Annotated in this window: 4 protein-coding genes and 1 pseudogene; 3 read left to right on the forward strand and 2 right to left on the reverse strand. The window is 73.0% G+C overall.

The window, feature by feature from the left end; translation table 11 throughout:
• Positions 1–2 precede the first annotated feature (2 nt).
• The 3 genes and pseudogenes from AB8O64_RS33485 to AB8O64_RS33495 form a co-directional block, all read left to right on the forward strand.
• Positions 3–16,142, forward strand: a pseudogene (locus tag AB8O64_RS33485) (type I polyketide synthase); the annotation flags it as partial.
• 36 nt (positions 16,143–16,178) lie between these two features.
• Positions 16,179–22,361 (forward strand): type I polyketide synthase, encoded by a 6,183-nt coding sequence (locus AB8O64_RS33490; protein ID WP_370423429.1) that lies wholly within the window; start codon positions 16,179–16,181, stop codon positions 22,359–22,361.
• A 100-nt stretch (positions 22,362–22,461) separates the two neighbouring features.
• Positions 22,462–23,649, forward strand: coding sequence for a cytochrome P450 (locus AB8O64_RS33495; RefSeq protein ID WP_370423430.1), 1,188 nt, complete (start codon positions 22,462–22,464; stop codon positions 23,647–23,649).
• A gap of 98 nt (positions 23,650–23,747) precedes the next feature.
• Here AB8O64_RS33495 and AB8O64_RS33500 read toward each other — a convergent pair whose 3' ends face one another.
• On the reverse strand, positions 23,748–23,945 hold the full coding sequence (locus AB8O64_RS33500; protein ID WP_130881864.1) for a ferredoxin: 198 nt from the start codon (positions 23,943–23,945) through the stop codon (positions 23,748–23,750).
• A gap of 114 nt (positions 23,946–24,059) precedes the next feature.
• A complete protein-coding gene (locus AB8O64_RS33505; RefSeq protein WP_356456599.1) occupies positions 24,060–25,235 on the reverse strand; it encodes a cytochrome P450 in 1,176 nt (391 codons plus the stop codon).
• Positions 25,236–25,281 lie beyond the last annotated feature (46 nt).

The following is a 25,281-nucleotide window of genomic DNA, read 5'->3' on the forward strand; positions in this document are numbered from 1 at the left end:
AAGCACTCCGTGCCGCGATGAAGGAAGCCGAGCGGCTGCGGCGGCAGAACCGGCAACTGGTCACCGCCGCCACCGAACCGATCGCCATCGTCGGCATGAGCTGCCGGTACCCCGGCGAGGTGTACTCGCCCGAGGACCTGTGGCAGCTCGTCGCCTCCGGCACGGACGCCATCTCCGGTTTCCCCACCGACCGCGGCTGGGACCTGGAGGCCCTGCACACCAGCGAGGTCGACGACCGGGGCACCAGCGTCAGCCAGCGCGGCGGCTTCCTCGGCTCCGTCGCCGACTTCGACCCCGGCTTCTTCGGCATCTCGCCCCGCGAGGCGGTCACCATCGACCCCCAGCAGCGCCTGCTGCTGGAGACCGGGTGGGAGGCCTTCGAACGGGCCGGCATCGACGCGGGCGGGCTGCGCGGCAGCAGGACCGGCGTGTTCGTCGGCACCAACGGCCAGGACTACGCCTATCTGACCGTCAGGTCGCTGGACGACGCGACCGGCGACGTCGGCACCGGCATCGCCGCGAGCGCCGTCTCCGGCCGGCTCTCCTACGCGCTCGGTCTGGAAGGCCCCGCCGTCACCGTCGACACCGCCTGCTCGTCGTCGCTGGTCGCCCTGCACCTGGCCGTGCAGTCGCTGCGCAACGCCGACTGCTCGCTGGCGCTCGTGGGCGGCGTCAATGTGATGTCCACCCCCGGCTCACTGGTCGAGTTCAGCCGTCAGGGCGGCCTCGCCCGCGACGGCCGCTGCAAGGCGTTCGCCGACTCCGCCGACGGCACCGGCTGGTCCGAGGGCGTCGGCGTGCTGCTCCTGGAACGGCTCTCCGACGCCCAGCGCAACGGCCACCCCGTCCTCGCCGTGGTGCGCGGCTCCGCCGTCAACCAGGACGGCGCCTCCAACGGCTTCACCGCGCCCAACGGCCCGGCGCAGCAGCGGGTCATCCGGCAGGCCCTGGAGCGCGCCGGGCTGTCCCCGGCGGACGTCGACGCGGTCGAGGCCCACGGCACGGGCACCCCGCTCGGCGACCCCATCGAGGCGCAGAGCCTGCTCGCCACCTACGGGCAGGGCCGCGAACGGCCCCTGCTGCTGGGGACGATCAAGTCGAACATCGGTCACTCCCAGGCCGCCGCCGGTGTCGCCGGTGTCATCAAGATGGTCATGGCGATGCGGCACGGCGTCCTGCCGAAGACGCTGCACGCCGACACCCCCTCGTCACACGTCGACTGGACGGCGGGCGATGTCTCCCTGCTGACCGAGGCCCGTGACTGGCCCGAGGCGGACCACCCCCGGCGGGCCGGTGTGTCGTCCTTCGGCGTCAGCGGCACCAACGCGCACGTGATCATCGAGCAGGCGCCGGCGGACACCACCACCGCGGCGGGGGAGGAGCCCGTCCGACGGCCGGGCGCCGTGCCGTGGGTGCTGTCCGGCCGGACAGCCGAGGCACTGCGCGACCAGGCGGCCGCCCTGCTCTCCCGTCTGGAGACGGAAACCCGCCCCGCCGCGCTGGACGTGGCGCTGAGCCTCGCCACCTCCCGGGCCGGCTTCGAGCACCGGCTGGCCGTCGTGGCGGACGACGGTGACGGCCTGCGCGCCGCCCTGGCCGCCTGGGCCGCGAACGGCACGGCCCCCGGCGCCGTGGAGGGCCTCGCCGCGGGCCGGGCGAAGTCCGCGGTGCTCTTCTCGGGGCAGGGCTCGCAGCGGCTCGGCATGGGCCGGGAACTGTACGGCGCCTTCCCCGTGTTCGCCGAGGCGCTGGACGCGGTGCTCGCCGAGCTCGACCCGCTGCTGGAGTGCCCCCTGCGGGACGTGATGTGGGGCGACGACGCCGCGGCGCTGGACCGTACCGGCTTCACCCAGCCCGCGCTCTTCGCGATCGAGGTCGCGCTGTACCGCCTGGTCGAGTCGTGGGGCGTCACCCCCGATTTCGTGGCCGGTCACTCCATCGGTGAGATCGCCGCGGCGCATGTGGCGGGGGTGTTCTCGCTGGAGGACGCCTGCCGTCTCGTGGCGGCGCGGGGCCGTTTGATGCAGGCCCTGCCGTCCGGTGGTGCGATGGTGGCCGTCCAGGCGACCGAGGCGGAGGTGCTGCCGCTGCTGACCGAGAAGGTGTCGATCGCGGCGGTCAACGGCCCGACGTCCGTGGTGATCGCGGGGGAGGAGGCCGCGGTACTCGACCTCGCCGGTCGTCTCGCCGCCGACGGCCGTAAGACGTCGCGGCTGTCGGTGTCGCACGCTTTCCACTCGCCGCTCATGGAGCCCATGCTCGACGACTTCCGCACGGTCGTCACCGGCCTGGCCTTCACCGAGCCGGCGATCCCCGTCGTCTCCACCCTCACCGGCGCCCTCGCCGGCATCGGGGAACTGTGCGCCCCCGAGTACTGGGTGCGCCACGCCCGGGAGGCCGTGCGCTTCGCCGACGGGGTACGGGCCCTCGCCGCCGAAGGCGTGGGCACCCTCCTGGAGCTGGGACCGGACGGCGTCCTGTCCGCCATGGCCCAGGAATCGGTTCCGGCCGGCACCCCGACCGTGCCGGTCCTGCGCAAGGACCGCCCCGAGGAGACCACCGCCGTCACCGCCCTGGCCCGGCTCCACACGGCCGGCGTGCGGGTGGACTGGCAGGCGTTCTTCGCCGGTACCGGCGCCCGCCGGGTGGACCTGCCCACGTACGCCTTCCAGCACGAGCGGTTCTGGCCGCAGGTGTCCATGAGCGCCGGCGACGCCGCCGGGCTCGGCCTGAACCCCGCCAAGCACCCCCTGCTGGGCGCCACGATGGTGATGGCGGGCTCCGACGAACTGGTGCTCACCGGCACCCTGTCGCTGCGCACCCACCCGTGGCTCGCCGACCACGTCGTCAGCGGCATGGTCTTCTTCCCCGGCACCGGCTTCCTGGAGCTCGCGATCCGCGCCGCCGACGAGGTCGGCTGCGCGTCCGTCGAGGACCTCACCATCGTCGCGCCGCTGATCCTGCCCGAGCGCGGCACCACCCAGGTGCAGATCCACGTGGGCGGCGCCGACGAGGACGGCCGCCGGGAGCTGCGCTTCCACTCGCGCCCCGCCGACGCCCCCGACCAGGACTGGTCCCTGCACGCCACCGGCATGCTCGCCAAGGACGAGCGGACGCTGCGCTTCGACGGCGCGCAGTGGCCGCCGCACGGCGCCGACACCGTCGACCTGGACGGCTTGTACGAGCGCTACGCCGAGACGGGCCTGGACTACGGACCGGTCTTCCGGGGCCTGCGCGCGGTCTGGCGACGCGGCGAGGAACTCTTCGCCGAGGTCGCCCTCGACCAGCGGGTCAAGGACGCCGACGCCTTCGGCGTCCACCCGGCCCTGCTCGACGCGGTCCTGCACTCGACCGTCTTCGCCAGCGCCGACGGCGACCAGCGGGGCCTGCTGCCCTTCTCCTGGAGCGGCGTCTCGCTGCACGCCTCCGGCGCCTCCGTACTGCGGGTCAGGATCACCAACTGCGGCCCGGACGCCGTCGAACTGATCGCCGTCGACGCCGAGGGCGCTCCCGTCATCTCGGTGACCTCGCTGACCCTGCGGTCGGCCTCGCCCCAGGCGGCGGCCGCGCACACCCGCCGCGACGAGATGAACTCCCTGTTCCGTCTCGACTGGGTACCGCAGACCGTGCCGGCGACCACCGACCACACCGGCTGGGCGGTCCTCGGCGACGACACCCTCGCCCTGGCCGACGCCCTGAAGTCCGCCGGCGTCACCCCGCTCCACGCCGCCACCCTCACCGCACTGGACACGACGGCGGAGACCGTCGTCGTCCCCGTCACCGGCGACCCCACCCGCGTCCCCGAATCGGCGCACGAACTGACCGACCGCGTGCTGCGCCTCCTCCAGGAGTGGCAGGCCGACGAGCGGTTCGCCCGCTCCCGGCTGCTGATCGTGACCCGGGGCGCCGTCGCCACCGGCGACGAGAGCGTCACCGACGTCGCCGCGGCGCCCGTATGGGGCCTGGTGCGGTCCGCGCAGGCAGAAAACCCCGGCCGCTTCCTCCTCGTCGACCTCGACGAATCGGCGGACTCCGCCGCCCTGCTCCCCGCCCTCCCGGGGCTGCTGGAGGCCGACGAGCCGCAGGCCGTCGTCCGCGCCGGCACCCTACGGGTCGGCCGCCTCGCGCGCCTCGCGTCGGCCGGCGCCCTGGTGCCCCCGCCGGGCACCCCGTGGCGGCTGGGCAGCGCCGCCAAGGGCAGCCTCGACGGGCTGGCCCTCATCCCCTGCCCCGAGGTCCTCGAACCGCTGACCGGCCGTCAGGTGCGCGTCGACGTACGGGCCGCCGGCGTCAACTTCCGTGACGTCCTCAACGCGCTCGGCATGTACCCCGGCGAGGCCGGGCTCTTCGGCTCCGAGGCCGCCGGCGTCGTGACCGGAACCGGCCCGGACGTCACCGGCCTGCGCCCCGGCGACCGCGTCATGGGCATGCTGTTCGGCGGCTTCGGCCCCCTGGGCGTCGTCGACGAAAGGCTCCTCACGCCCGTCCCCGACGACTGGTCGTGGGAGACCGCCGCCTCGGTGCCGCTGGTGTTCCTCACCGCCTACTACGCCATGGTCGACCTGGCCGGACTGCGCCCCGGAGAGAAGGTCCTCGTCCACGCGGGCGCGGGCGGCGTGGGCATGGCCGCCGTCCAACTGGCCCGTCACCTGGGCGCGGAGGTCTTCGCCACCGCGAGCGAGGGCAAGTGGGACGTCCTGCGCGCGCTCGGCGTCGCCGACGACCACATCGCCTCCTCGCGCACCACCGACTTCGAGCACGCCTTCGCCGCCGTCGCGGGCGACGGCGGGATCGACGTCGTCCTCAACGCCCTGTCCGGTGAGTTCGTGGACGCGTCGCTGCGCCTGCTGGCGCCCGGCGGCCGCTTCCTGGAGATGGGCAAGACCGACATCCGCGACGCCGACACCCTGCCGGACGTCGACTACCGGTCCTTCGACCTCGGATTCGCCGACCCCGACCGGATCCGGCAGATGCTGACGGAACTGGTCGACCTGTTCGACCGGGGCGCCCTGCGGCCGCTGCCCATGAAGACCTGGGACGTGCGCCGTGCGAAGGACGCGTTCCGCTACATGAGCCTCGCCAAGCACGTCGGCAAGATCGTGCTGAGCCTGCCCCGCGCCTGGGAGCCGGACGGCACGGTGCTGATCACCGGTGGTACCGGTGGTCTCGCGGCGGAACTGGCCCGTCATCTGGTCGCGGAGCGTTCGGTTCGTCATCTGCTGTTGGTCAGCCGTCGAGGTCCGGACGCTCCGGGTGCGGCGGAGCTTTGTGAGGAGCTGACGTCCCAGGGTGCCGAGGTGACGGTCGTCGCGAGTGACATCGCTGATCGTGACGCCGTGGCGGGTCTGCTCGCCGGGATCCCGGCCGAGCACCCGTTGACCGCTGTGGTGCACACGGCGGGTGTCCTCGACGACGGAGTCATCGCCTCGCTCACCCCCGAGCGCCTGGCCACGGTGCTCCGTCCGAAGGTCGACGCCGTCTGGCACCTCCACGAACTGACCCGCGACCTGGACCTCGCGGCCTTCGTCCTCTACTCCTCCACCGCCGGCGTCATGGGCAGCCCCGGACAGGGCAACTACGCCGCCGGCAACACCTTCCTCGACGCCCTGGCCCACCACCGGCACAGCCAGGGCCTGCCCGCGACGTCCCTCGCGTGGGGCGCGTGGGAGCAGGGTGCCGGCATGACCAGCACCCTCGACGACCGCGACGTACGCCGCATCAGCGGCGGCGGCATGCCACCCCTGTCGGTGGAGCTGGGCCTCGCGCTCTTCGACGCCGCCACCACGACCGACGAGGCACTGGTCGTCCCACTGCCCATCGGCTCCGGCTCCGGCGCGCTGCCCTCGGCGGACGGTCTGCCGGCCGTACTGCGCGGCCTCGTCACGACCGGCCGCCGCTCGGTGGCGAGCAGCGCCGCCCGCGCGTCCCGCAAGGACCTGGCCCAGCAGCTCGCCGGGCTCGGCGAGGAGGAGCGCCTGCGGTTCCTGGTCGACCTCGTCCGCGCCGAGGCCGCCGTCGTCCTCGCGCACCCCTCACCGGAGGCCATCGCCGCCGAACGGGAGTTCCGCCAGCTCGGATTCGACTCGCTGACCGCGATCGAACTCCGCAACCGGCTGTCGACCACCACCGGCATCGCCCTGTCCGCCACCCTCGTCTTCGACTACCCCACCCCCAGAAGGCTCGCGGAGTACCTGCGCGACGAACTGGTGGGCGCGGACACCGAAGCGACGGCCGGCACCCCCGCGCCGAAGGCCGCGGCCATGGACGAGCCGATCGCCATCGTCGGCATGAGCTGCCGGTTCCCCGGCGGCGTGGACTCCCCGGAGGCCCTGTGGAACCTCATCGCCTCCGGCGGTGACGCGATCTCGGGATTCCCGGACGACCGCGACTGGGACCAGCACGGCATCGGCGATCCCACCGGCGCGGGTGGCTTCCTGCGCGGCGCGGCCGACTTCGACGCCGGATTCTTCGGCATCTCCCCGCGCGAGGCCCTGGCCATGGACCCCCAGCAGCGCCTGCTGCTGGAGGTGTCGTGGGAGGCCGTCGAGCGTTCCGGGCTCGACCCGGCGGCCCTGCGCGGCAGCCGCACCGGCGTCTTCGTCGGCGTGAGCGGTCAGGACTACTCCACGCTCATCATGCGCTCCAAGGACGACGTGGAAGGCCACGCGACCACGGGCCTCGCGGTCAGCGTCGCCTCCGGCCGGCTGTCCTACACCCTCGGCCTCGAAGGCCCGGCCGTCTCGGTCGACACGGCCTGTTCGTCGTCGCTGGTGTCCCTGCACCTCGCCGCGCAGGCCCTGCGGAGCGGCGAGTGCTCACTTGCCCTGGCGGGCGGTGTGACGGTGATGTCCACCGCGATGGGCTTCACCGGGTTCTCCCGCATGGGCGGGCTGGCCAACGACGGCCGGTGCCGGGCGTTCTCGGACGACGCCAACGGCACCGGCTGGTCCGAAGGCGTCGGCATGCTGGTCGTCGAGCGACTGTCGGACGCACAGGCCAACGGCCACCGCGTTCTCGCGGTGGTGCGCGGCTCGGCCGTCAACCAGGACGGCGCGTCCAACGGCCTGACGGCGCCGAACGGTCCCTCGCAGCAGCGGGTGATCCGCCAGGCGCTGGCCAGCGGCGGGCTGTCCCCGGCCGACGTCGACGCCGTCGAGGCCCACGGCACGGGCACCCCGCTCGGCGACCCGATCGAGGCGCAGGCCCTGCTGGCCACGTACGGGCGTGACCGGGACGCGGAGCGTCCGCTGTGGCTCGGCTCGGTGAAGTCGAACCTCGGTCACACGCAGGCCGCGGCCGGTGTCGCGGGCGTCATCAAGATGGTCATGGCGATGCGCCACGGTGTGCTGCCGCGCACCCTCCACATCAGCGAGCCGTCCTCGCACGTGGAGTGGTCGGCGGGCTCGGTGGAGCTGCTGACGGAGCAGACGGCCTGGCCGGAGGGCCGGGTACGGCGGGCGGGTGTGTCGTCGTTCGGTATCAGCGGCACGAACGCCCACGTCATCGTCGAGCAGGCGCCGCAGGTCACGGCACCGGCGGAGCGCCCCGACGTGGTGCCGGGCGTGGTGCCGTGGGTGGTGTCGGCCAAGTCCGAGGCCGCGCTGGACGCGCAGCTGGACCGGACGCGGTCGTTCGCGGCCGATGGCGCGCACGGCGCCGACCCGGTGGACATCGGTTTCTCGCTGGCGACGGCCCGCTCGGCGTTCGAGCACCGTGCGGTGTTGCTGTCGTCGGCTGACGGTGTGGTCGAGGCGGCGCGGGGTGTGGCGGTCGATCGTCCGTTGGCGGTGGTGTTCTCGGGTCAGGGTGCGCAGCGGCTGGGGATGGGCCGGGAGCTGTACGAGCGTTTCCCGGTGTTCGCGGCAGCTCTGGACGAGGTGCTCGCGGAGCTGGAGCCGTTGTTGGACGGTTCGTTGCGTGAGGTGATGTGGGGTGACGATGCCGAGGCGTTGAACGAGACCGGTCGCACGCAGCCGGCGTTGTTCGCGGTCGAGGTGGCATTGTTCCGTTTGGTGCGTTCGTGGGGTGTGAAGCCGGACTTCCTCGCCGGTCATTCGATCGGTGAGGTGACGGCCGCGTATGCGGCGGGTGTGTTCTCGCTGGCGGACGCGTGCCGACTGGTCGCGGCACGTGCCGGGCTGATGCAGGCACTGCCTTCGGGCGGTGCGATGGTTGCTGTCCAGGCGACCGAGGCGGAGGTGCTGCCGCTGCTGACCGACGGGGTGTCGATCGCGGCGGTCAACGGCCCGTCCTCGGTGGTCGTCTCCGGTGCCGAGGACGCGGTGCTGGAGATCGCGGGCCGTCTGGCGGCCGACGGTCGTAAGACCTCGCGGTTGTCGGTGTCGCACGCGTTCCATTCGCCGCTGATGGAGCCGATGCTGGATGACTTCCGTGCGGTGGTCGACGGTCTGTCGTTCAACGCGCCGTCGGTGCCGGTGGTCTCGGACCTCACCGGCCGTGTGGCTGCTGCGGAGGAGATCTGCTCGCCGGAGTACTGGGTGCGGCACGTCCGTGAGGCCGTGCGCTTCGCCGACGGGGTGCGGACCCTGGTGGCCGAGGGCGTCGGAACGCTTCTGGAGTTGGGTCCGGACGGTGTGCTGTCCGCGATGGCTGCCGAGTCGGTGGCCGAGGAGACCGTGACGGTTCCGGTCCTGCGCAAGGACCGGCCGGAGGAGATGGCCGCGGTCACCGCTCTGGCGCGACTGCACACCCAAGGTGTGGTGGTCGACTGGGAGGCGTTCTTCTCCGGTACCGCCGCCCGCCGGGTGGACCTGCCCACCTACGCCTTCCAGCGTGAGCGGTACTGGCCGCGACTGGCCGACGCCGCCGTCGTCGCGGCCGGTACGGACGCCGTGGACGCGGAGTTCTGGGCCGCGGTGGAGCGGGAGGACGTTACGTCCCTCGCGTCGAGCCTGGAGATCGACGGTGGCTCGCTCGAAGCCGTGCTGCCCGCCCTGACGTCGTGGCGCACTCGCCGTCGCGTGCAGTCGGCGGTGGACTCCTGGCGCTACCACGAGGCGTGGCGCCCGCTCACGGGCGTGTCCTCGGTCGCGCCGTCCGGGACATGGCTGGTGATCACCCCGGCCGGCATGGCCGACGACGCGTGGGTCGGTTCGGCCGTCGCCGCGCTCGGCCCGGACGCGGTGCGCCTCCACGTCGACGGTCAGGACCGCGCGCGACTGGCCGAGCAGCTCGCCGAACTGTCAGAAGAGGGACTGGAGTTCGCGGGCGTCGTGTCCCTGCTGGCGCTCGACGAGACGTGCGGCGCCGCGGGTGTTCCCGCCGGTCTGATCGGTACCACCGTCCTCATTCAGGCGCTGAACGACGCCCGGATCGCGGCCCCGCTGTGGGGCGTGACGCGGGGCGCGGTGTCCGTGGGCCGCTCCGACGGGCTGCCCGGCCTCGCGCAGTCCGCGGTCTGGGGCCTCGGCCGGGTCGCCGCGCTGGAGTACCCGGGACACTGGGGCGGACTCGTCGACCTGCCGGAGACGCTCGACGCGCGGTCCGCGCGGCGCTTCGCCGCCGTCCTGGCGGGCGTGGGCGGAGAGGACCAGGTCGCGATCCGGGCCTCGGGCGCCTTCGGCCGCCGGCTGGTGCCCGCGCCGAGCGGTGAGCACGACAAGCGCTGGGAGCCCTCGGGCACCGTGCTGATCACCGGCGGCACCGGTGCGCTGGGCGGGCACGTGGCCCGCTGGCTGGCCCGGAACGGCGCGCGGCACCTGCTGTTGCTCAGCCGCAGTGGTCTGCGGGCGCCCGGCGCACCGGAGCTGCGGGACGAACTGACCGCGCTCGGCGCCGAGGTCACCGTCACTGCCTGCGACGTCTCCGACCGGGCCGCCCTCACGGCCGTTCTCGCGGCCGTACCGGAGGAGTTCCCGCTGACTGCGGTGGTGCACGCGGCCGGCACGCTGGACGACGGTGTGCTCGACGGGCTGACCGAGGAGCGGTTCGAGGCGGTGTTCCGCTCCAAGGTCGCCTCGGCGCTCCTGCTGGACGAGCTGACCCGTGAGCTGGACCTGTCGGTGTTCGCCCTGTTCTCCTCGATCGCGGGCGCCGTCGGCAACCCCGGCCAGGCGAACTACGCCGCTGCCAACGTGGTGCTGGACACCCTCGCCGAACGGCGGCGCGCGGCCGGCCTCCCGGCGACGTCGATCGCCTGGGGGGCGTGGGCGGGCGACGGTATGGCCGACCGGGCGGACGTGCGTACGGGCGGTGCCGTCCTGGACCCCGAGTCCGCGGTCACGGCACTGTCCCGGGTAGTGGCCGAACCGGCGGCGTCGGTCGTGCTCGCGGACCTGCGACAGCCACGCGTGCTGGAGGCGCTCCTGAGCCTCAGGCCGAGCGCGCTGCTCGACGAGCTGCCCGAGGCGCTCCGGGCGGCGGAGGCCGTGCGCGAGGCCCGTCGGGACAGCGAGTCGGCGGTGTCCGGTCTACGGAAACAGCTGACGAACGGGACCGGCGCCGAGCGTCTGGCCCTGGTGCTCTCGATGGTGCGCACGCGGGCCGCCGCCGTCCTCGGACACACCGGTGCCGAGGCGATCAGCGGTGACAAGGCCTTCCGGGACTTCGGCTTCGACTCGTTGACGGCCGTGGAACTGCGCAACCAGCTCATGGGCGTGACCGGCCTGGCCCTGCCCACCAGCCTTGTCTTCGACTACCCCACCCCTCGTGCCCTCGCCGAACACCTCGTGGCCGAGCTGGTGGGGGAGCGGGCGGACCCGGACGCTCCCGTCGCGGCCCCCGCCGCGCTCACGGACGACCCGATCGTGATCGTCGGCATGGCGTGCCGCTTCCCCGGCGGGGTGTACTCGCCGCAGGAACTGTGGCAGCTGCTGGTCGACGGCCGCGACGGCATCGCGGGATTCCCCTCGGACCGTGGCTGGGACCTCGACCTCCTCGCCGGCGGCGGGCAGGGCGCCAGCGCGACCGGCAAGGGCGGCTTCCTCTACGACGCCGCGGAGTTCGACGCGGACTTCTTCGGGATCTCGCCACGTGAGGCGGTGGCGATGGACCCGCAGCAGCGCCTCCTCCTCGAGGTGTCCTGGGAGGCATTCGAGCACGTCGGGATCGACCCGGCGACGCTGCGCGGCAGCCGGACCGGCGTCTTCGTCGGCACCAACGGGCAGGACTACGCCAATCTCGTCCTCAAGGCACGCGACGACGTGGAGGGCCACGCGGGCACCGGGCTCGCGGCCAGCGTCATCTCGGGCAGGCTGTCCTACACGTTCGGCTTCGAGGGCCCCGCGGTGACCGTGGACACCGCGTGCTCGTCGTCCCTGGTGTCCTTGCACTGGGCCGCGCAGGCGCTGCGCGGTGGCGAGTGCTCGCTCGCACTGGCCGGTGGCGTCACCCTGATGGCGACGTCGACGAGCTTCGCCGGCTTCAGCCGCCAGGGCGGCCTGTCCCCGGACGGTCAGGTCAAGGCGTTCTCCGACGACGCGGACGGCACCGCGTGGTCCGAAGGCATCGGCATGCTCGTGGTGGAGCGGCTGTCCGACGCCCGGCGCAACGGGCACCCGGTGCTCGCGGTGGTCCGGGGCTCCGCGGTCAACCAGGACGGTGCGTCGAACGGTCTGACGGCTCCGAACGGTCCGTCGCAGCAGCGGGTGATCCGCCAGGCGCTGGAGAGCGGCGGGCTGTCCCCGGCCGACGTCGACGCGGTGGAGGCGCACGGCACGGGGACGAAGCTGGGTGACCCGATCGAGGCGCAGGCCCTGCTGGCGGCGTACGGGCGTGACCGGGACGCGGAGCGTCCGCTGTGGCTGGGTTCGGTGAAGTCGAACCTCGGTCACACGCAGGCCGCGGCCGGTGTCGCGGGCGTCATCAAGATGGTGATGGCGATGCGGCAGGGCATCCTGCCGCGCACGCTGCACGTGAGTGAACCCTCGTCGCACGTGGACTGGTCGGCGGGCTCGGTGGAGCTGCTGAGGGAGCAGACGGCCTGGCCGGAGTCGGGCCGTGCCCGCCGCGCCGGTGTCTCGTCGTTCGGCATCAGCGGAACGAACGCGCACGTGGTCCTGGAGCAGGCACCGGCCGCCGAACCGCCGGTTTCCCAGGGGCCGGTGGCGGTCCCGGATGTGGTGCCGTGGGTGGTGTCGGGCCGGACCGAGGCGGCGTTGGACGCCCAGCTGGAGAGGCTGCGGTCCTACGCGGCCGACGGCACCGCGGCGTCCTCGCTCGACATCGGGTACTCGCTGGCGGCGGGCCGGTCGGTGTTCGAGCACCGAGCCGTGCTCCTGTCCTCCGAGGACGGCGTCGTCGAGGCGGCTCGCGGCGCCCTGGCCGACCGCCGGCCGGCAGTGCTGTTCTCGGGTCAGGGTGCGCAGCGGCTGGGCATGGGCCGGGAGCTGTACGAGCGTTTCCCGGTGTTCGCCGAGGCCCTGGACGCGGTGTTCGCGGAGCTGGACCTGTCGCTGGACCGGTCGTTGCGCGAGGTGATGTGGGGCGATGACGCCGGTCTGCTGAACGAAACCGGGTTCACCCAGCCCGCGTTGTTCGCGGTGGAGGTGGCGCTGTTCCGCTTGGTGGAGTCGCTGGGGATCGTCCCGGAGTTCGTGGCCGGTCATTCGATCGGTGAGGTGGCGGCCGCGCATGTGGCGGGCGTCTTCCCGCTGCCGGACGCGTGCCGCCTGGTGGCCGCCCGTTCCCGTCTGATGCAGGCGCTGCCCGCTGGTGGCGCGATGGTGGCCGTGCAGGCGACCGAGGCGGAGGTGCTGCCGCTGCTGACCGGCGAGGTGTCGATCGCGGCGGTCAACGGCCCGTCGTCAGTGGTCGTCTCCGGTGCCGAGGACGCGGTGCTGGAGCTCGCGGCCAAGCTGACGGCCGAGGGCCGCAAGACGCATCGACTGCCGGTCTCGCACGCCTTCCACTCGCCGCTGATGGAACCGATGCTGGAGGACTTCCGCGCGGTGGTGAGCGGCCTGTCGTTCCACGCACCGTCGGTGCCGGTGGTCTCCAACCTCACCGGCAGGCTCGCCACCTCCGAGGAACTGTGCTCGCCCGAATACTGGGTGCGGCACGTCCGTGAGACCGTGCGCTTCGCCGACGGCGTACGGACCCTGGCCGGTGAAGGCGTGAACATCCTCCTGGAGCTGGGCCCGGACGGAGTGCTCTCGGCGATGGCCGCCGAGAGTGTGCCCGAGGGGACGACGACCGTTCCGGTCCTGCGCAAGGACCGGCCGGAGGAGACCGCTGCTGTCACCGCCCTGGCCCGGCTGCATGTCCAGGGCGTCCCGGTCGACTGGACGGCGTACTTCGCCGGGACCGGCGCCCGCCGGGTGGACCTGCCCACCTACGCCTTCCAGCGCGAGCGCTATTGGCCGCGCGCCTCGGCCGCTGTGGGCGACGTGTCGGGCCTGGGGCTGACGTCCGCCGAGCACCCGATGCTGGGTGCCGCGGTGGTCATGGCCGGGTCGGACGAGGTGGTGCTGACCGGCAGGCTGTCGCTCGCCACGCACCCGTGGCTGGCGGACCACCGGGTCGGTGACGCGGTGTCGCTGCCGGGTGCCGGCTTCGCGGAACTCGCCGTCCGGGCGGGGGACCAGGTCGGCTGCGACCGGGTGGACGACCTCACGCTCCTGGCCCCGCTGACGCTGCCCGAACAGGGCGCCGTGCGGCTCCAGGTGCGGATCGGTACCCTCGACGACGAGGGCAGGCGCCCGCTCGGCGTGTACTCCTGCCCCGAAGGCGCGACGGGTGCGCCGTGGACGCGGCACGCCGAAGGCACCCTCACCGCCGGTGCCGACGACGCCGCCGGATTCGACGCGACCACCTGGCCGCCCAAGGGCGCCGAACAGGTGGACCTGGACGGCCACTACGAGGAGTCGGCCGAGGACGGCGTCGTCTACGGCCCGGTGTTCCAGGGCCTGAGCGCGGTATGGCGGCGCGGCACCGAGGTGTTCGCCGAGGTCGCGCTGCCCGAGCAGATCACGGACGCGGCGGCGTTCGCCGTGCATCCGGCGTTGCTCGAAGCCGTGGTCCAGGCCGCCGGTTTCGCGCTGCCGGAAGGAACGCAGGACCGCTTGGTGGCTGCCTCGTTCAGCGGCCTGTCGGTGTACGCCGGAGCCGCGTCGAGCGTCCGGGTGCGCCTGGCCGCCACCGGCGCGGACGCGGTGTCCCTCGCCGCGGTCGACATCGAGGGCGCCCCGGTGCTCTCCGCGACGTCCATGGTCCTGCGCCCGGCCGAGGTGGGGGACACGGCTGCCGTCGGTGCCGCCGTTGGGCCGGCGACCCTTCGCGTCGAGTGGCTCGACGCACCGGACGCCCACGCCCCGGTGGCCGACGGCGGCCGGTGGGCCGTGGTCGGTGCCGACCCGTTCGGCCTCGGCGACGCCCTGGAGTCGGACGGCGGACGGTCCGTGCGGCGTGTGGACTCGCTGGCGCAGCTGCTCGACGGCGAAGGTGCCGTCCCGGGCGTGGTCATGGTCCCGGTCGTCCCCGCTGGTGGGACGGAGCCGCTGCCCGCGTCGGTGCGGGCCGTTTCGGCCCGTGTGCTCGCTCTGTTGCAGGAGTGGTCGGCCGACCGGCGGCTGTCCGCCTCGCAGCTGGTGTTCGTGACCCGCGGTGCCGTCGCGGTGGGCGACGGGGACCTGACCGATCCGGCCGCCGCCGCGGTGTGGGGCCTGGTGCGGGCGGCCCAGGCGGAGAGCCCCGGCGGCTTCCTGCTCGTGGACCTGGACGACCTGCTCGTACCCTCCCTGGTCCCGGCCCTCCTGGCCCACGACGAGGACCAGTTGGTGGTGCGGGACAAGGCCGTCCGGGTCGCGCGGCTGGTCCGCGTGCCCCAGGAGGACGTGCCGGACGCACGCGCCTGGGACCCGGACGGCACGGTCCTCGTCGCCGACGGTACGGGCGGCCTGGGCGGAGAGCTGGCCCGCCACCTGGTCGCCGAGAAGGGCGTGCGACACCTGTTGCTGGCGGGCCGGAGCGGGCCGCGGACGCCCGGGGCGGCGGAACTGACGGCGCGGCTGACAGCCGCCGGAGCCACGGTCACCGTCGCCGCCTGCGACCTCGCGGACCGCGCCGACCTGGCCGCGCTGCTCGCGTCGGTCCCCGCCGGGCACCCGCTGACAGCGGTCGTGCACACCGCCGGCGTCCACGACGACGGTGCGCTCGCCTCGCTGACCCCCGAGCGACTGGCCGCAGCCCTCCGGCCGAAGGTGGACGCGGCGTGGAACCTGCACGAGGCGACGCGCGAGATGGACCTGTCGGCATTCGTCCTGTGCTCCTCCGTCTCGGGCGTGCTGGGCAGCCCGGGGAGCGCCGGCTCCTCCACGGCCGACGCGTTCCTGGACGCGCTGGCCCAGTACCGCAGGGGTCTGGGCCACGCGGGAACGTCCGTGGCGTGGGGCCCCTGGGCTCAAGGCAGCGGCACGACGCCTGCCCTGCCCGCGGCGGACACGGAGCCGACGGCCCGGTTCGGAATGCCGCCGCTGACCCTCGAACAGGGCCTGGCGCTCTTCGGGACGGCGTGCGATCTGGACCAGCCTCTGGTGGTCTCCCTAGGGCTGACCGCTGAGGGGACCGCTCGATCGACCGGTGAGATACCGTCGATGCTCCGAGGGCTGGTACGAACCCGTCGCCGCACCGCGGCATCCGGAGGACGGTCGGCCGGCCTGGTCCAGCGCTTGGAAGGGGTGCGCGAGAACGAGCGGGCACAACTGCTGACGGAGCTGGTGCGGACCGAGGTCGCCGCCGTGCTGGGACACCCCACACCGGACACGATCGTGGCCGACCAGGAGTTCCGTCGGCTGGGCTTCGACTCCCTGACGGCGGTGGAGCTGCGCAACCGGCTGAACACCGCGACGGGGTTGAAGCTGCCCACCACTTTGGTGTTCGACCACCCCACTCCGCTGGCTGTCTCCGAGTACCTCGCGACGGCCCTGCTGGGCGACTCCACCCCGGCCACCGCACTGTCCCCGCTGGCCGAACTCGACCGGCTCGAAGCGGCACTGTCGGCGGGCGACCCCGACGAGGTCACCAAGTCCGGAGTCGCGGTACGGCTACGGCAGTTGCTGGCCCGGCTGACCGACACCGGCACGGAGACCGGGGGACTCGCGGTGACGGAACGCATCGAGGCGGCGAGTACCGACGAGGTGTTCGCCTTCATTGACAACGAGCTCGGCCGGATGAATGACCGCTGAGCCCCGGTCGATTTTTACAAGGAAGGTTCCCTGAGGATGCCGGACGACAAGAAACTCGTCGACTACCTGAAGTGGGTCACCGCCGATCTGCACGAGACCCGGCAGCGCCTGCGGGAGGTCGAATCCGGCCGGCACGAGCCGGTGGCGATCGTGGGAATGGCCTGCCGGCTGCCTGGCGAAGTCCGCTCCCCGGAGGAACTGTGGGATCTGGTCGCCTCCGGTGGCGACGCGATCAGCGGCTTCCCGACCGACCGCGGCTGGGACCTGGAGGTGCTGGCCGCCGACGGTCAGGGCGGCAGCGCGACGCTCGAGAGTGGATTCCTGCACGACCTCGCGGACTTCGACCCGGGGTTCTTCGGGATCTCGCCGCGCGAGGCGGTGGCGATGGACCCCCAGCAGCGCCTGCTGCTGGAGGTGTCCTGGGAAGCGATGGAACGCGCGGGGATCGACCCGGTCTCGCTGCGGGGCAGCAGGACCGGTGTCTTCGTGGGTACCAGCGACCAGGACTACGTCCACCTGGTGCTGGCATCGCAGGACGACATGGGCGGCTACGCCGGTACCGGTCTGGCGGCGAGCGTCCTGTCGGGCAGGCTGTCCTTCACCCTCGGGCTCGAAGGACCCGCGGTGACCGTGGACACGGCCTGCTCCTCGTCGCTGGTCTCGCTGCACCTCGCTGCGCAGGCGCTGCGCAATGGTGAGTGCTCGCTGGCACTGGCCGGTGGCGCGACGGTGATGGCGACCTCCGCGAACTTCGCCGGCTTCAGCCAGCAGGGCGGCCTCGCACCCGACGGGCGCTGCAAGTCCTTCTCCGACGCCGCGAACGGCACGGCCTGGTCGGAAGGGGCCGGCATGCTGCTGGTGGAGCGGCTCTCCGACGCCCGGCGCAACGGCCACCCGGTCCTCGCGGTGCTGCGCGGCAGCGCCGTGAACCAGGACGGCGCGTCCAACGGCCTGACGGCTCCCAATGGTCCCTCGCAGCAGCGGGTGATCCGCCAGGCGCTGGCCAGCGGCGGGCTGTCCCCGGCCGACGTGGACGCGGTCGAGGCACACGGCACGGGCACCACCCTGGGTGACCCGATCGAGGCGCAGGCACTCCTGACCACCTACGGTCAGGACCGGGAGCGTCCGCTGCTGCTGGGCTCGCTGAAGTCGAACATCGGCCACACGCAGGCCGCCGCCGGCGTCGCCGGTGTGATCAAGACGGTCATGGCGATACGGCACGGAGTGCTGCCCCGCAGTCTGCACCTGGACACGCCGTCCTCGCACGTGGACTGGGACGCCGGTGCGGTGGAGCTGCTGACGGACAGCAGGGCATGGCCGGAGACGGGCCGCGCGCGACGTGCCGGTGTGTCGTCGTTCGGCATCAGCGGCACGAACGCGCACGTGATCCTCGAGCAGGCCCCGCCGGCCGAGGACACCGAGATCGACGGCGCCCTGGAGCCCGGCGTGGTGCCGTGGACCCTGTCGGGCAAGTCCCCCGAGGCGCTGCGCGGGCAGGCGGCCCGGCTGCTGTCGTGGCTCGAGGAGCACCCCGAGGCACGGCCCGCGGATGTCGGCTTCTCGCTCGCGACGGGCCGGACGGCCTTCGAGCACCGGGCCGTCGTACCGGCCGCCGACCTGGCGGAAGCGGTGGACGCCGTGACGGCACTGGCCGCCGGCGAGCCGACGGCCGCGGTGGTCCACGGCGTGGTCTCGGGGGGAAAGCTCGCGTTCCTCTTCTCCGGGCAGGGCAGCCAGCGGATCGGCATGGGCCGGGAGCTGTACGAGCGCTTCCCGGTCTTCGCCGAGACATTGGACGCCGTTCTCGCCCGGCTGGACCCGGCGCTGGAGCGCCCGCTGCGGGAGGTGATGTGGGCCGACGACCCGGAGCCGCTGAACCGGACCGGCTTCACCCAGCCGGCACTGTTCGCCGTCGAGGTGGCACTGTTCCGGCTGCTGGAATCGTGGGGCGTGACCCCCGACTTCGTGGCGGGCCACTCCATCGGCGAGGTCGCGGCCGCCCACGTGGCGGGGGTGTTCTCGCTGGAGGACGCCTGTCGGCTGGTGGCGGCCCGCGCGGGGCTGATGCAGGCGCTGCCGGCGGGCGGGGCGATGGTGGCACTGCAGGCCTCCGAGGAGGAGGTCCTGCCGCTGCTGTCCGACCGGCTGTCGATCGCCGCGGTCAACGGCCCGTCGTCCGTGGTGATCTCCGGCGACGAGGACGCGGCACTGGAGGCCGCGGCCCGGCTGTCGGCCCGGGGCCGCAAGACGTCCCGGCTGTCGATCAGCATCGCCTCCCACTCACCGCTGATGGACGCGATGCTGGACGACTTCCGCGCCGTCATGCGGGACCTGTCGCCCCAGGCGCCGGCCATTCCCGTCGTCTCCCACCTCACCGGTGACGTGGCGGAGGCCGAGGAGCTGTGCTCGGTCGACTACTGGGTGCGGCACGTACGCGAGGCGGTGCGATTCGCCGACGGCACGCGGACGCTCCTCAAGCAGGGCGTGACCACCTTCGTCGAGCTGGGCCCGGACGCCGTGCTGTCGGCCCTGGCCCAGGAGACGCTGGCGGACGAGGCGGTGACCGTCGTACCCGCGATGCGCAGGAACCGTTCCGAGGAACTCACCGTCGTCACCGCCCTGGCCGAGCTGCACGCCGGCGGCGTCACGGTGGACTGGGACGTGTTCTTCCGGGGCACGGACGCCCGTCGCGTGGACCTGCCGACGTACGCGTTCCAGCGCGAGCGGTTCTGGCCGACGGTCTCGGCGCGTGGCGGTGACGCCGCGGGTCTCGGGCTGGTACCCGCCGAGCATCCGCTGCTGGGCGCGGTGATGTCCGTGGCGGGCTCCGACGAACTGGTCCTGACCGGAACGCTGTCGGTGGTCACGCACCCCTGGCTGGCCGACCACCGGGTCATGGGCCGGATCACCCTGCCCGGGGCGGCGTTCGTCGAACTGGCCGTCCGGGCCGGGGACCAGGCGGGTTGCGACCGGGTGGCGGAGCTGACCCTGGACGCCCCGCTGGTCCTCGGCGAGCGGGGAGCGGTCTCGGTCCAGGTCCGCGTCGGCGGGGCGGACGAGTCCGGCCGGCGCGCGGTCACCGTCCACTCCCGGCCCACGGACACCGTGGACGGCGACTGGACGTCGCACGCCCACGGTGTGCTCGTCGCCGGTGAGCCGACGGACGGGACCGAGGGGGCCGACGGGCTCGACGACGGTGTGTGGCCCCCCACGGGTGCGCAGCCGGTCGACCTCACCGACCTGTATCCGCGACTCGACCGGGCCGGGCTGGCCTACGGACCGGTGTTCCAGGGGCTGCGGGCCGCGTGGCGCCGTGACGGGGAGTGGTTCGCGGAAGTGACGCTCCCTCACGAGCCGGCGTCCACCGGGGCGTTCGCGATGCACCCGGCGCTGCTGGACGGTGTCGTCCGGGCGGCCGGCCTGCTGGCCGCCGGTGACACCGACGGCGGGGTCGTAGCCGGTGCGTGGGGCGGGCTCACCCTGCACGCCTCCGGTGCCTCGGCGCTCCGCGTCAGACTGACCGCCACCGACGGGGACTCCCTGTCGTTCACCGCCGTCGACACCTCGGGTGCCCCGGTCGTCTCGGCCAAGTCGCTGACGTTGCGTCCGCTGACCGGCGAACAGCGGGTGGCGGTCACGGCGACGGGCGGCCAGGCGTCGCTGTTCGGTGTCGAGTGGGCCAAGGTCCCGGCGGGTGCCGCGTCCGCGGCGGGCACGCGTTGGGCCGTCGTCGGTGCCGATGAACTCGATCTCGCCTACGCGATGCACCGGGCCGACGAGTCCATCACCGGGTACGGGGACACCCTGGCCGGGGCGGTCGGCGACAACGGCGTCGCACCGGACGTCTTCCTGGTGCCCGTCGCGGGTGACGCGGCGGACGCCGGGCCCGCGTCGGTGCGCGCGTTGACGACCTGGGTGCTGGGACTGCTGCAGGAATGGCTGGCGGACGAGCGGCTCGCGAACTCGCGGCTCGTGTTCGTGACCCGGGGCGCGATCGCCCTCGACGGCGAGGACGTCCAGGACCTGGCCGCGGCCGCGGTATGGGGTCTGGTGCGCTCCGCCCAGACCGAGAACCCCGGCAGCTTCCTGCTGGTGGACCTGGACGACGCGTTCGTCTCGGCCGCGGAGCTGCCCGGCCTGATCACCCTGGACGAGCAGCAACTGGTGGTGCGGGCGAACACCGTCCGCGCGGCCCGCATGGCACGGCTGCCCGAGGATCCGGCAGGGTCGGTGGCGGACGGTGGCGGGCCGTGGTCCGGTCATGGGACGGTGCTGATCACCGGTGGTACGGGTGGCCTCGGCAGCGGCCTGGCACGCCACCTGGCGGCCGAACACGGAGTGAAGCGACTGCTGTTGGTCAGCCGTCGCGGCGAAGCGGCGCCGGGCGTCGCGGAACTGCGGGCGGAGCTGGGTGCGCTGGGCGCCGAGGTCTTCGTCGCCGCGTGCGACGTGGCCGACCGGGACGCGGTGTCCGCGCTGGTGGCGGCCGTACCGGCCGAGCACCCGCTCACGGCCGTGGTGCACACCGCCGGTGTCCTGGACGACGCGATGCTGGGGTCGTTGACGCCCGAGCTCATGGAGCGGGTACTGCGGCCGAAGGTGGACGCGGCGTGGCACCTGCACGAGGCGACGCGCGGGCTGGATCTGTCGGCGTTCGTGCTGTACTCGTCCGTCTCCGGTGTGCTGGGCGCCCCGGGACAGGGCAACTACGCCGCGGCCAACGCGTTCCTGGACGCCCTGGTCCGGCACCGCAGGGGGCTGGGCCTGCCGGGCACCTCGCTGGCCTGGGGCCCCTGGGCCGAGGGCAGCGGGATGACCGGCTCCTTGGACAAGGCGGACATGGATCGGATGTCCCGGTCCGGTATGCCGCCGTTGTCCATGGAACAGGGTCTGGCCCTGTTCGACGCCGCGATCGGCCGGTCGGAGACGCCCGTCGTCCCGGCCCGCGTCAACATCGCGGGACTCCAGGTGCAGCAGGCGCTGCCGGCCCTGTGGCGGGACCTGGTCCCGGCCGCGCGTCGTACGGCCACGGCGGGGGACAGGTCCGCCGTCACCCTGCGGGAGCGGCTGCGAGGACTCGAAACCGCGGCGCAGGCGAGCCTCTTCATGGAGGTGGTGACGGGGTACGCCGCCGGTCTGCTCGGCCACCGGGACGCGAGCGCGATCAACCCGGAGCGCCGCTTCCTCGAACTCGGCTTCGACTCCTTGGCCTCCGTCGGACTCCGCAACCAGCTCGCCGACGTGCTCGGCATGCGACTGCCGTCCTCGGTGGTGTTCGACAACGAGACGCCCGCCAAGCTCGCCGCGTGGCTGCACACCGAGTTCGTGAACCAACACGATCCGAAGGCCGCGCCCACGGCGGCCGGTGGCGTGCGAACGGCCCATCACGCGGACGACACCGTGGAAGGACTGTTCTTCAACGCGGCGAAGGCCGGCAAGCTGGTCGAGGCCATGCGTCTGCTGAGGGCGGTCGCCAACACCCGGCCCACCTTCGAGAGCCCGGCCGAGCTGGAGGAGCTGTCCGCTCCGGTCACCCTGGCCGAGGGACCGAGCAGCCCCCGTCTGGTCTTCGTCAGCGCACCGGGTGCCACCGGGGGCGTGCACCAGTACGCCCGCATCGCGGCGCACTTCCGGGGCAAGCGGCATGTCTCCGCGCTCCCGCTCATGGGATTCGCTCCCGGCGAACCGCTGCCCGCCACCAGCGAGGCCGCGGGCAGGATCGTCGCGGAGAGCGCCCTGCACGCCAGTGACGGCGAGCCGTTCGTCCTGGTCGGCCACTCCTCCGGCGGCTCGCTCGCCTACCAGGCCGCGGGTGTGCTGGAGGAGACCTGGGGGGTCCGCCCCGAGGCGGTCGTCCTGCTGGACACCCCGAGCGTTCGCTACGAGCAGGGTGAAGGAAACGACCTCGACCGGACCATGCGCTTCTACCTGGCCGACGTCGACTCCCCGTCGGTCAACCTCAACAGCGCGCGGATGTCCGCCATGGCCCACTGGTTCATGGCCATGACCAGCATCGAAGCGCCCCCCACCACCGCTCCGAAGCTCCTGGTCAAGTGCACGCTGCCCTGCAACGGCCTCATCTTCGACACCTCCTCGGTGCCCGTGGACGAGGTGCGCACGATCGAGGCCGACCACCTGTCGCTCGCCAAGGAGCACTCGGCACTGACGGCGCGGGCGATCGAGGAGTGGGTCCGGGCCCTGCCGGCCGCCGACGCGTGACCCCACCCGGTCACCGGGACCCCGTACGTGGTGTGGCCGCCCCCGGAAACCGGGGCGGCCACGCCACGCCCCCCTCGTCCAACCGTCAGAAGGAGGCTCCATGACCACGTCCTACGAACTGCCCGAGATCACCGCCGACCCGCCTGCCGTACTGAGACTGAGCCCGCTGCTGCGCGGCCTCCAGGCCCGAAGCCCGGTCTGCCGGGTCAAGACCCCCGCAGGCGACGAGGCCTGGCTCGTGACCCGGCACGCCGAGCTCAAGCAACTCCTGCTCGACGAGCGTCTCGGCCGCTCGCACCCCGACCCGGCCAACGCCCCGCGGTACGTCAGGAACCCGTTCCTGGACATGCTGATCACCGACGCCGACCCCGAGAGCGCGCGCAAGCTGCACGCCGAGACCCGCACGCTGCTCACACCGAACTTCTCCGCCAAGCGCGTCCGCGACCTGAAACCCCGTGTGGAGGCCATCGCGGAGGGTGTGCTGGAGGGGTTCATCGCCCAGGGGCAGCCGGCCGATCTGCACGGACAGCTGTCCCTGCCGTACTCCCTGATGGTGCTCTGCGAACTCATCGGGGTGCCGCCCGAGGACCGGGCGCGCCTGGTGGAGCTGCTGTCCGGCATGGCCGGGGTGGACGACCCACAGCGGGTCATGGAGGGCCAGCAGGCCCTCTTCGCCTACCTGGTGGAGCTGGCGGGCCGTAAAAAGGCGGACCCCGGCGACGACGTGATGTCCCGGCTGTGCGAGACCGGGGCCCCGGCCGAGAAGGTCGGGCCCATGGCCGCGGGGCTGCTGTTCGCCGGGCTGGACGCCGTCGCGAGCCACGTCGACCTCGGCGTGGTGCTGCTCGCCACCAACCCCGACGCGCGGCAGGCCGCGCTGGGGGACCCGCGCGTCATGGCCGCCGCCGTCGAGGAGATCCTGCGGACGGCCAAGGCCGGTGGTTCGGTGCTGCCGCGGTACGCCAGCGCCGACGTCGAGATCGGCGAGGTCACCATCGAGGCGGGCGATCTCGTTCTGCTCGACTTCACCCTCCCCAACTTCGACGAGCAGGTCTTCGACGAGCCGGAGCGCTTCGACATCACCCGCTCGCCCAACCCGCACCTGACGTTCGGCCACGGCATGTGGCACTGCGTCGGCGCCCCGCTGGCCCGGCTGGAGCTGCGGACGATGTACACCCTGCTCTTCACCCGGCTGCCCGGGCTCCGGCTCGACCTGCCGGTGGAGGACCTCCAGGTGCTGGGCGGACGCCTCTCGGGCGGTCTCACCGAACTGCCCATGCGGTGGTGACGACCCCGCCCGGGACGTGAACGGGACGGGAAACGGGCCCCGCCCCCACCATCAGGTGGGGGCGGGGCCCGTTTCGTGCCACCGGTACGTACCGCGGCTCAGTCCTCGTGCACGGTGATCGCCTGGGACGGGCAGATCCTGCCCGCCAGCCGCACGTCCTCCGCCACCGGCTCACCCGGCTCCCCGTCGAGGACCATGACGATCCCGTCGTCGTCCTGGTCGAAGACCTCCGGCGCCGACAGCACGCACTGCCCGGCCCCGATACAGCTGTCGATGTCCACGCTGATACGAACCATCATTTCCTCCATCGGCGAATCGGCGAATCGATACCTTCTCGCGTGCCCGGTACATCACGGGTCGGACGGGGGAGTCCGAGTCCCCTGTCCGACCCACGGGCGAGCGCCCCGCCGCTACCAGCGCACGGGCAGTGCGTGCAGCCCGAACAGCACGCCGTCGTACTTCAGCGGCAGCTCCTCGACCGGCACCGCGAGCTCCAGCGTCGGGATCCGCTCGAACAGCGACCGGTAGGCGAGCTCCATCTCGACCCGGACCAGGTTCTGCCCCAGGCACTGGTGCACCCCGTAGCCGAACGCCACGTGGTGGCGCGCGGACCGGCTGGGATCGAACTGGTGCGGGCACTCGAAGACGGTCTCGTCGTGGTTGGCCGCGGCGACGAGCGGGACGATGCCCTCGCCCGCCTTGATGAGCTGCCCGCCGATCTCCACGTCCTCGACGGCCACCCGGAAGGCCACCAGGTCGGCCACGGAGTAGTAGCGCAGCAGCTCCTCCACCGCCCGGTCGTCGCCGATCCACTGCGGGTTCATCAGCAGCGTCACCGCGCCGAGCCCGATGTTGTTCGCCGTCGTCTCGTGGCCGGCGATGAGCAACAGCATCCCCACGCCCGACAGTTCCTGCGGGGTCAGCTTGCCGTCCGCCAGCAGCCGGCTCATCAGGTCGTCACCCGGCCGCTTCGACTTGAGCGCGATCAGCCGGTTGAGATAGCGCAGCAGCGCCTTGGTGGCCGCCTCCCGCTGCTCGTCCGTCGAGGTCAGGGTGACCAGCACCCGGGTCTGGGCCTCGAAGAAGTCGCAGTCGGCCTTCGGTACCCCCAGCAGCCTGGAGATCACCAGCGACGGCACCGGCAGCGCGAAGTCCGAGATGAGATCGGCGGAGTTGCCTCCGGCGAGCATGGCGTCGATGCGCTCGTCGACGATCGCCTGGATCACCGGCCGCATCTCCCTGATACGGCGGACGGTGAATTCCGGGATCAGCGTCTTGCGGAACCGGGTGTGCTCCGGCGGGTCCAGGGCCACGAACCAGCCGGGCACCTGGTCCTGGGCCGGCACCCCACCGGTCTTCGCCGGACGGGGGAAGCCCGGGTGCGAGGGATTGGAGCTGATCCGGGGGTCGGTGAGCACGGCCCGGACCTCTTCGTGCCGGGTCACCAGCCAGACCGACGCGCCGGTGGGCAGCGTCGAGCGGACGAGCCCCTCGCGCTTGCGCAGGCCCGCGTACTCCTCCGGCGGATAGGGCCGGCCGGGCCGCCGCAACGGGAAGCCGACCAGGTTCGAATCGGTGGTAGTCATGTGTGCAGTTCCCTGAGGGTCGAAACGTCCCAGTCGTGGGCAGTGG

This window comes from Streptomyces sp. QH1-20, from assembly GCF_041283565.1.
GTDB classification, from domain to species: domain Bacteria; phylum Actinomycetota; class Actinomycetes; order Streptomycetales; family Streptomycetaceae; genus Streptomyces; species Streptomyces syringius.

Coding starts and splice junctions, on each gene's coding strand:
- AB8O64_RS33490 (WP_370423429.1), top strand. CDS start 16,179: ATGCCGGACGACAAGAAACTCGTCGACTACCTGAAGTGGGTCACCGCC.
- AB8O64_RS33495 (WP_370423430.1), top strand. CDS start 22,462: ATGACCACGTCCTACGAACTGCCCGAGATCACCGCCGACCCGCCTGCC.
- AB8O64_RS33500 (WP_130881864.1), bottom strand. CDS start 23,945: ATGGTTCGTATCAGCGTGGACATCGACAGCTGTATCGGGGCCGGGCAG.
- AB8O64_RS33505 (WP_356456599.1), bottom strand. CDS start 25,235: ATGACTACCACCGATTCGAACCTGGTCGGCTTCCCGTTGCGGCGGCCC.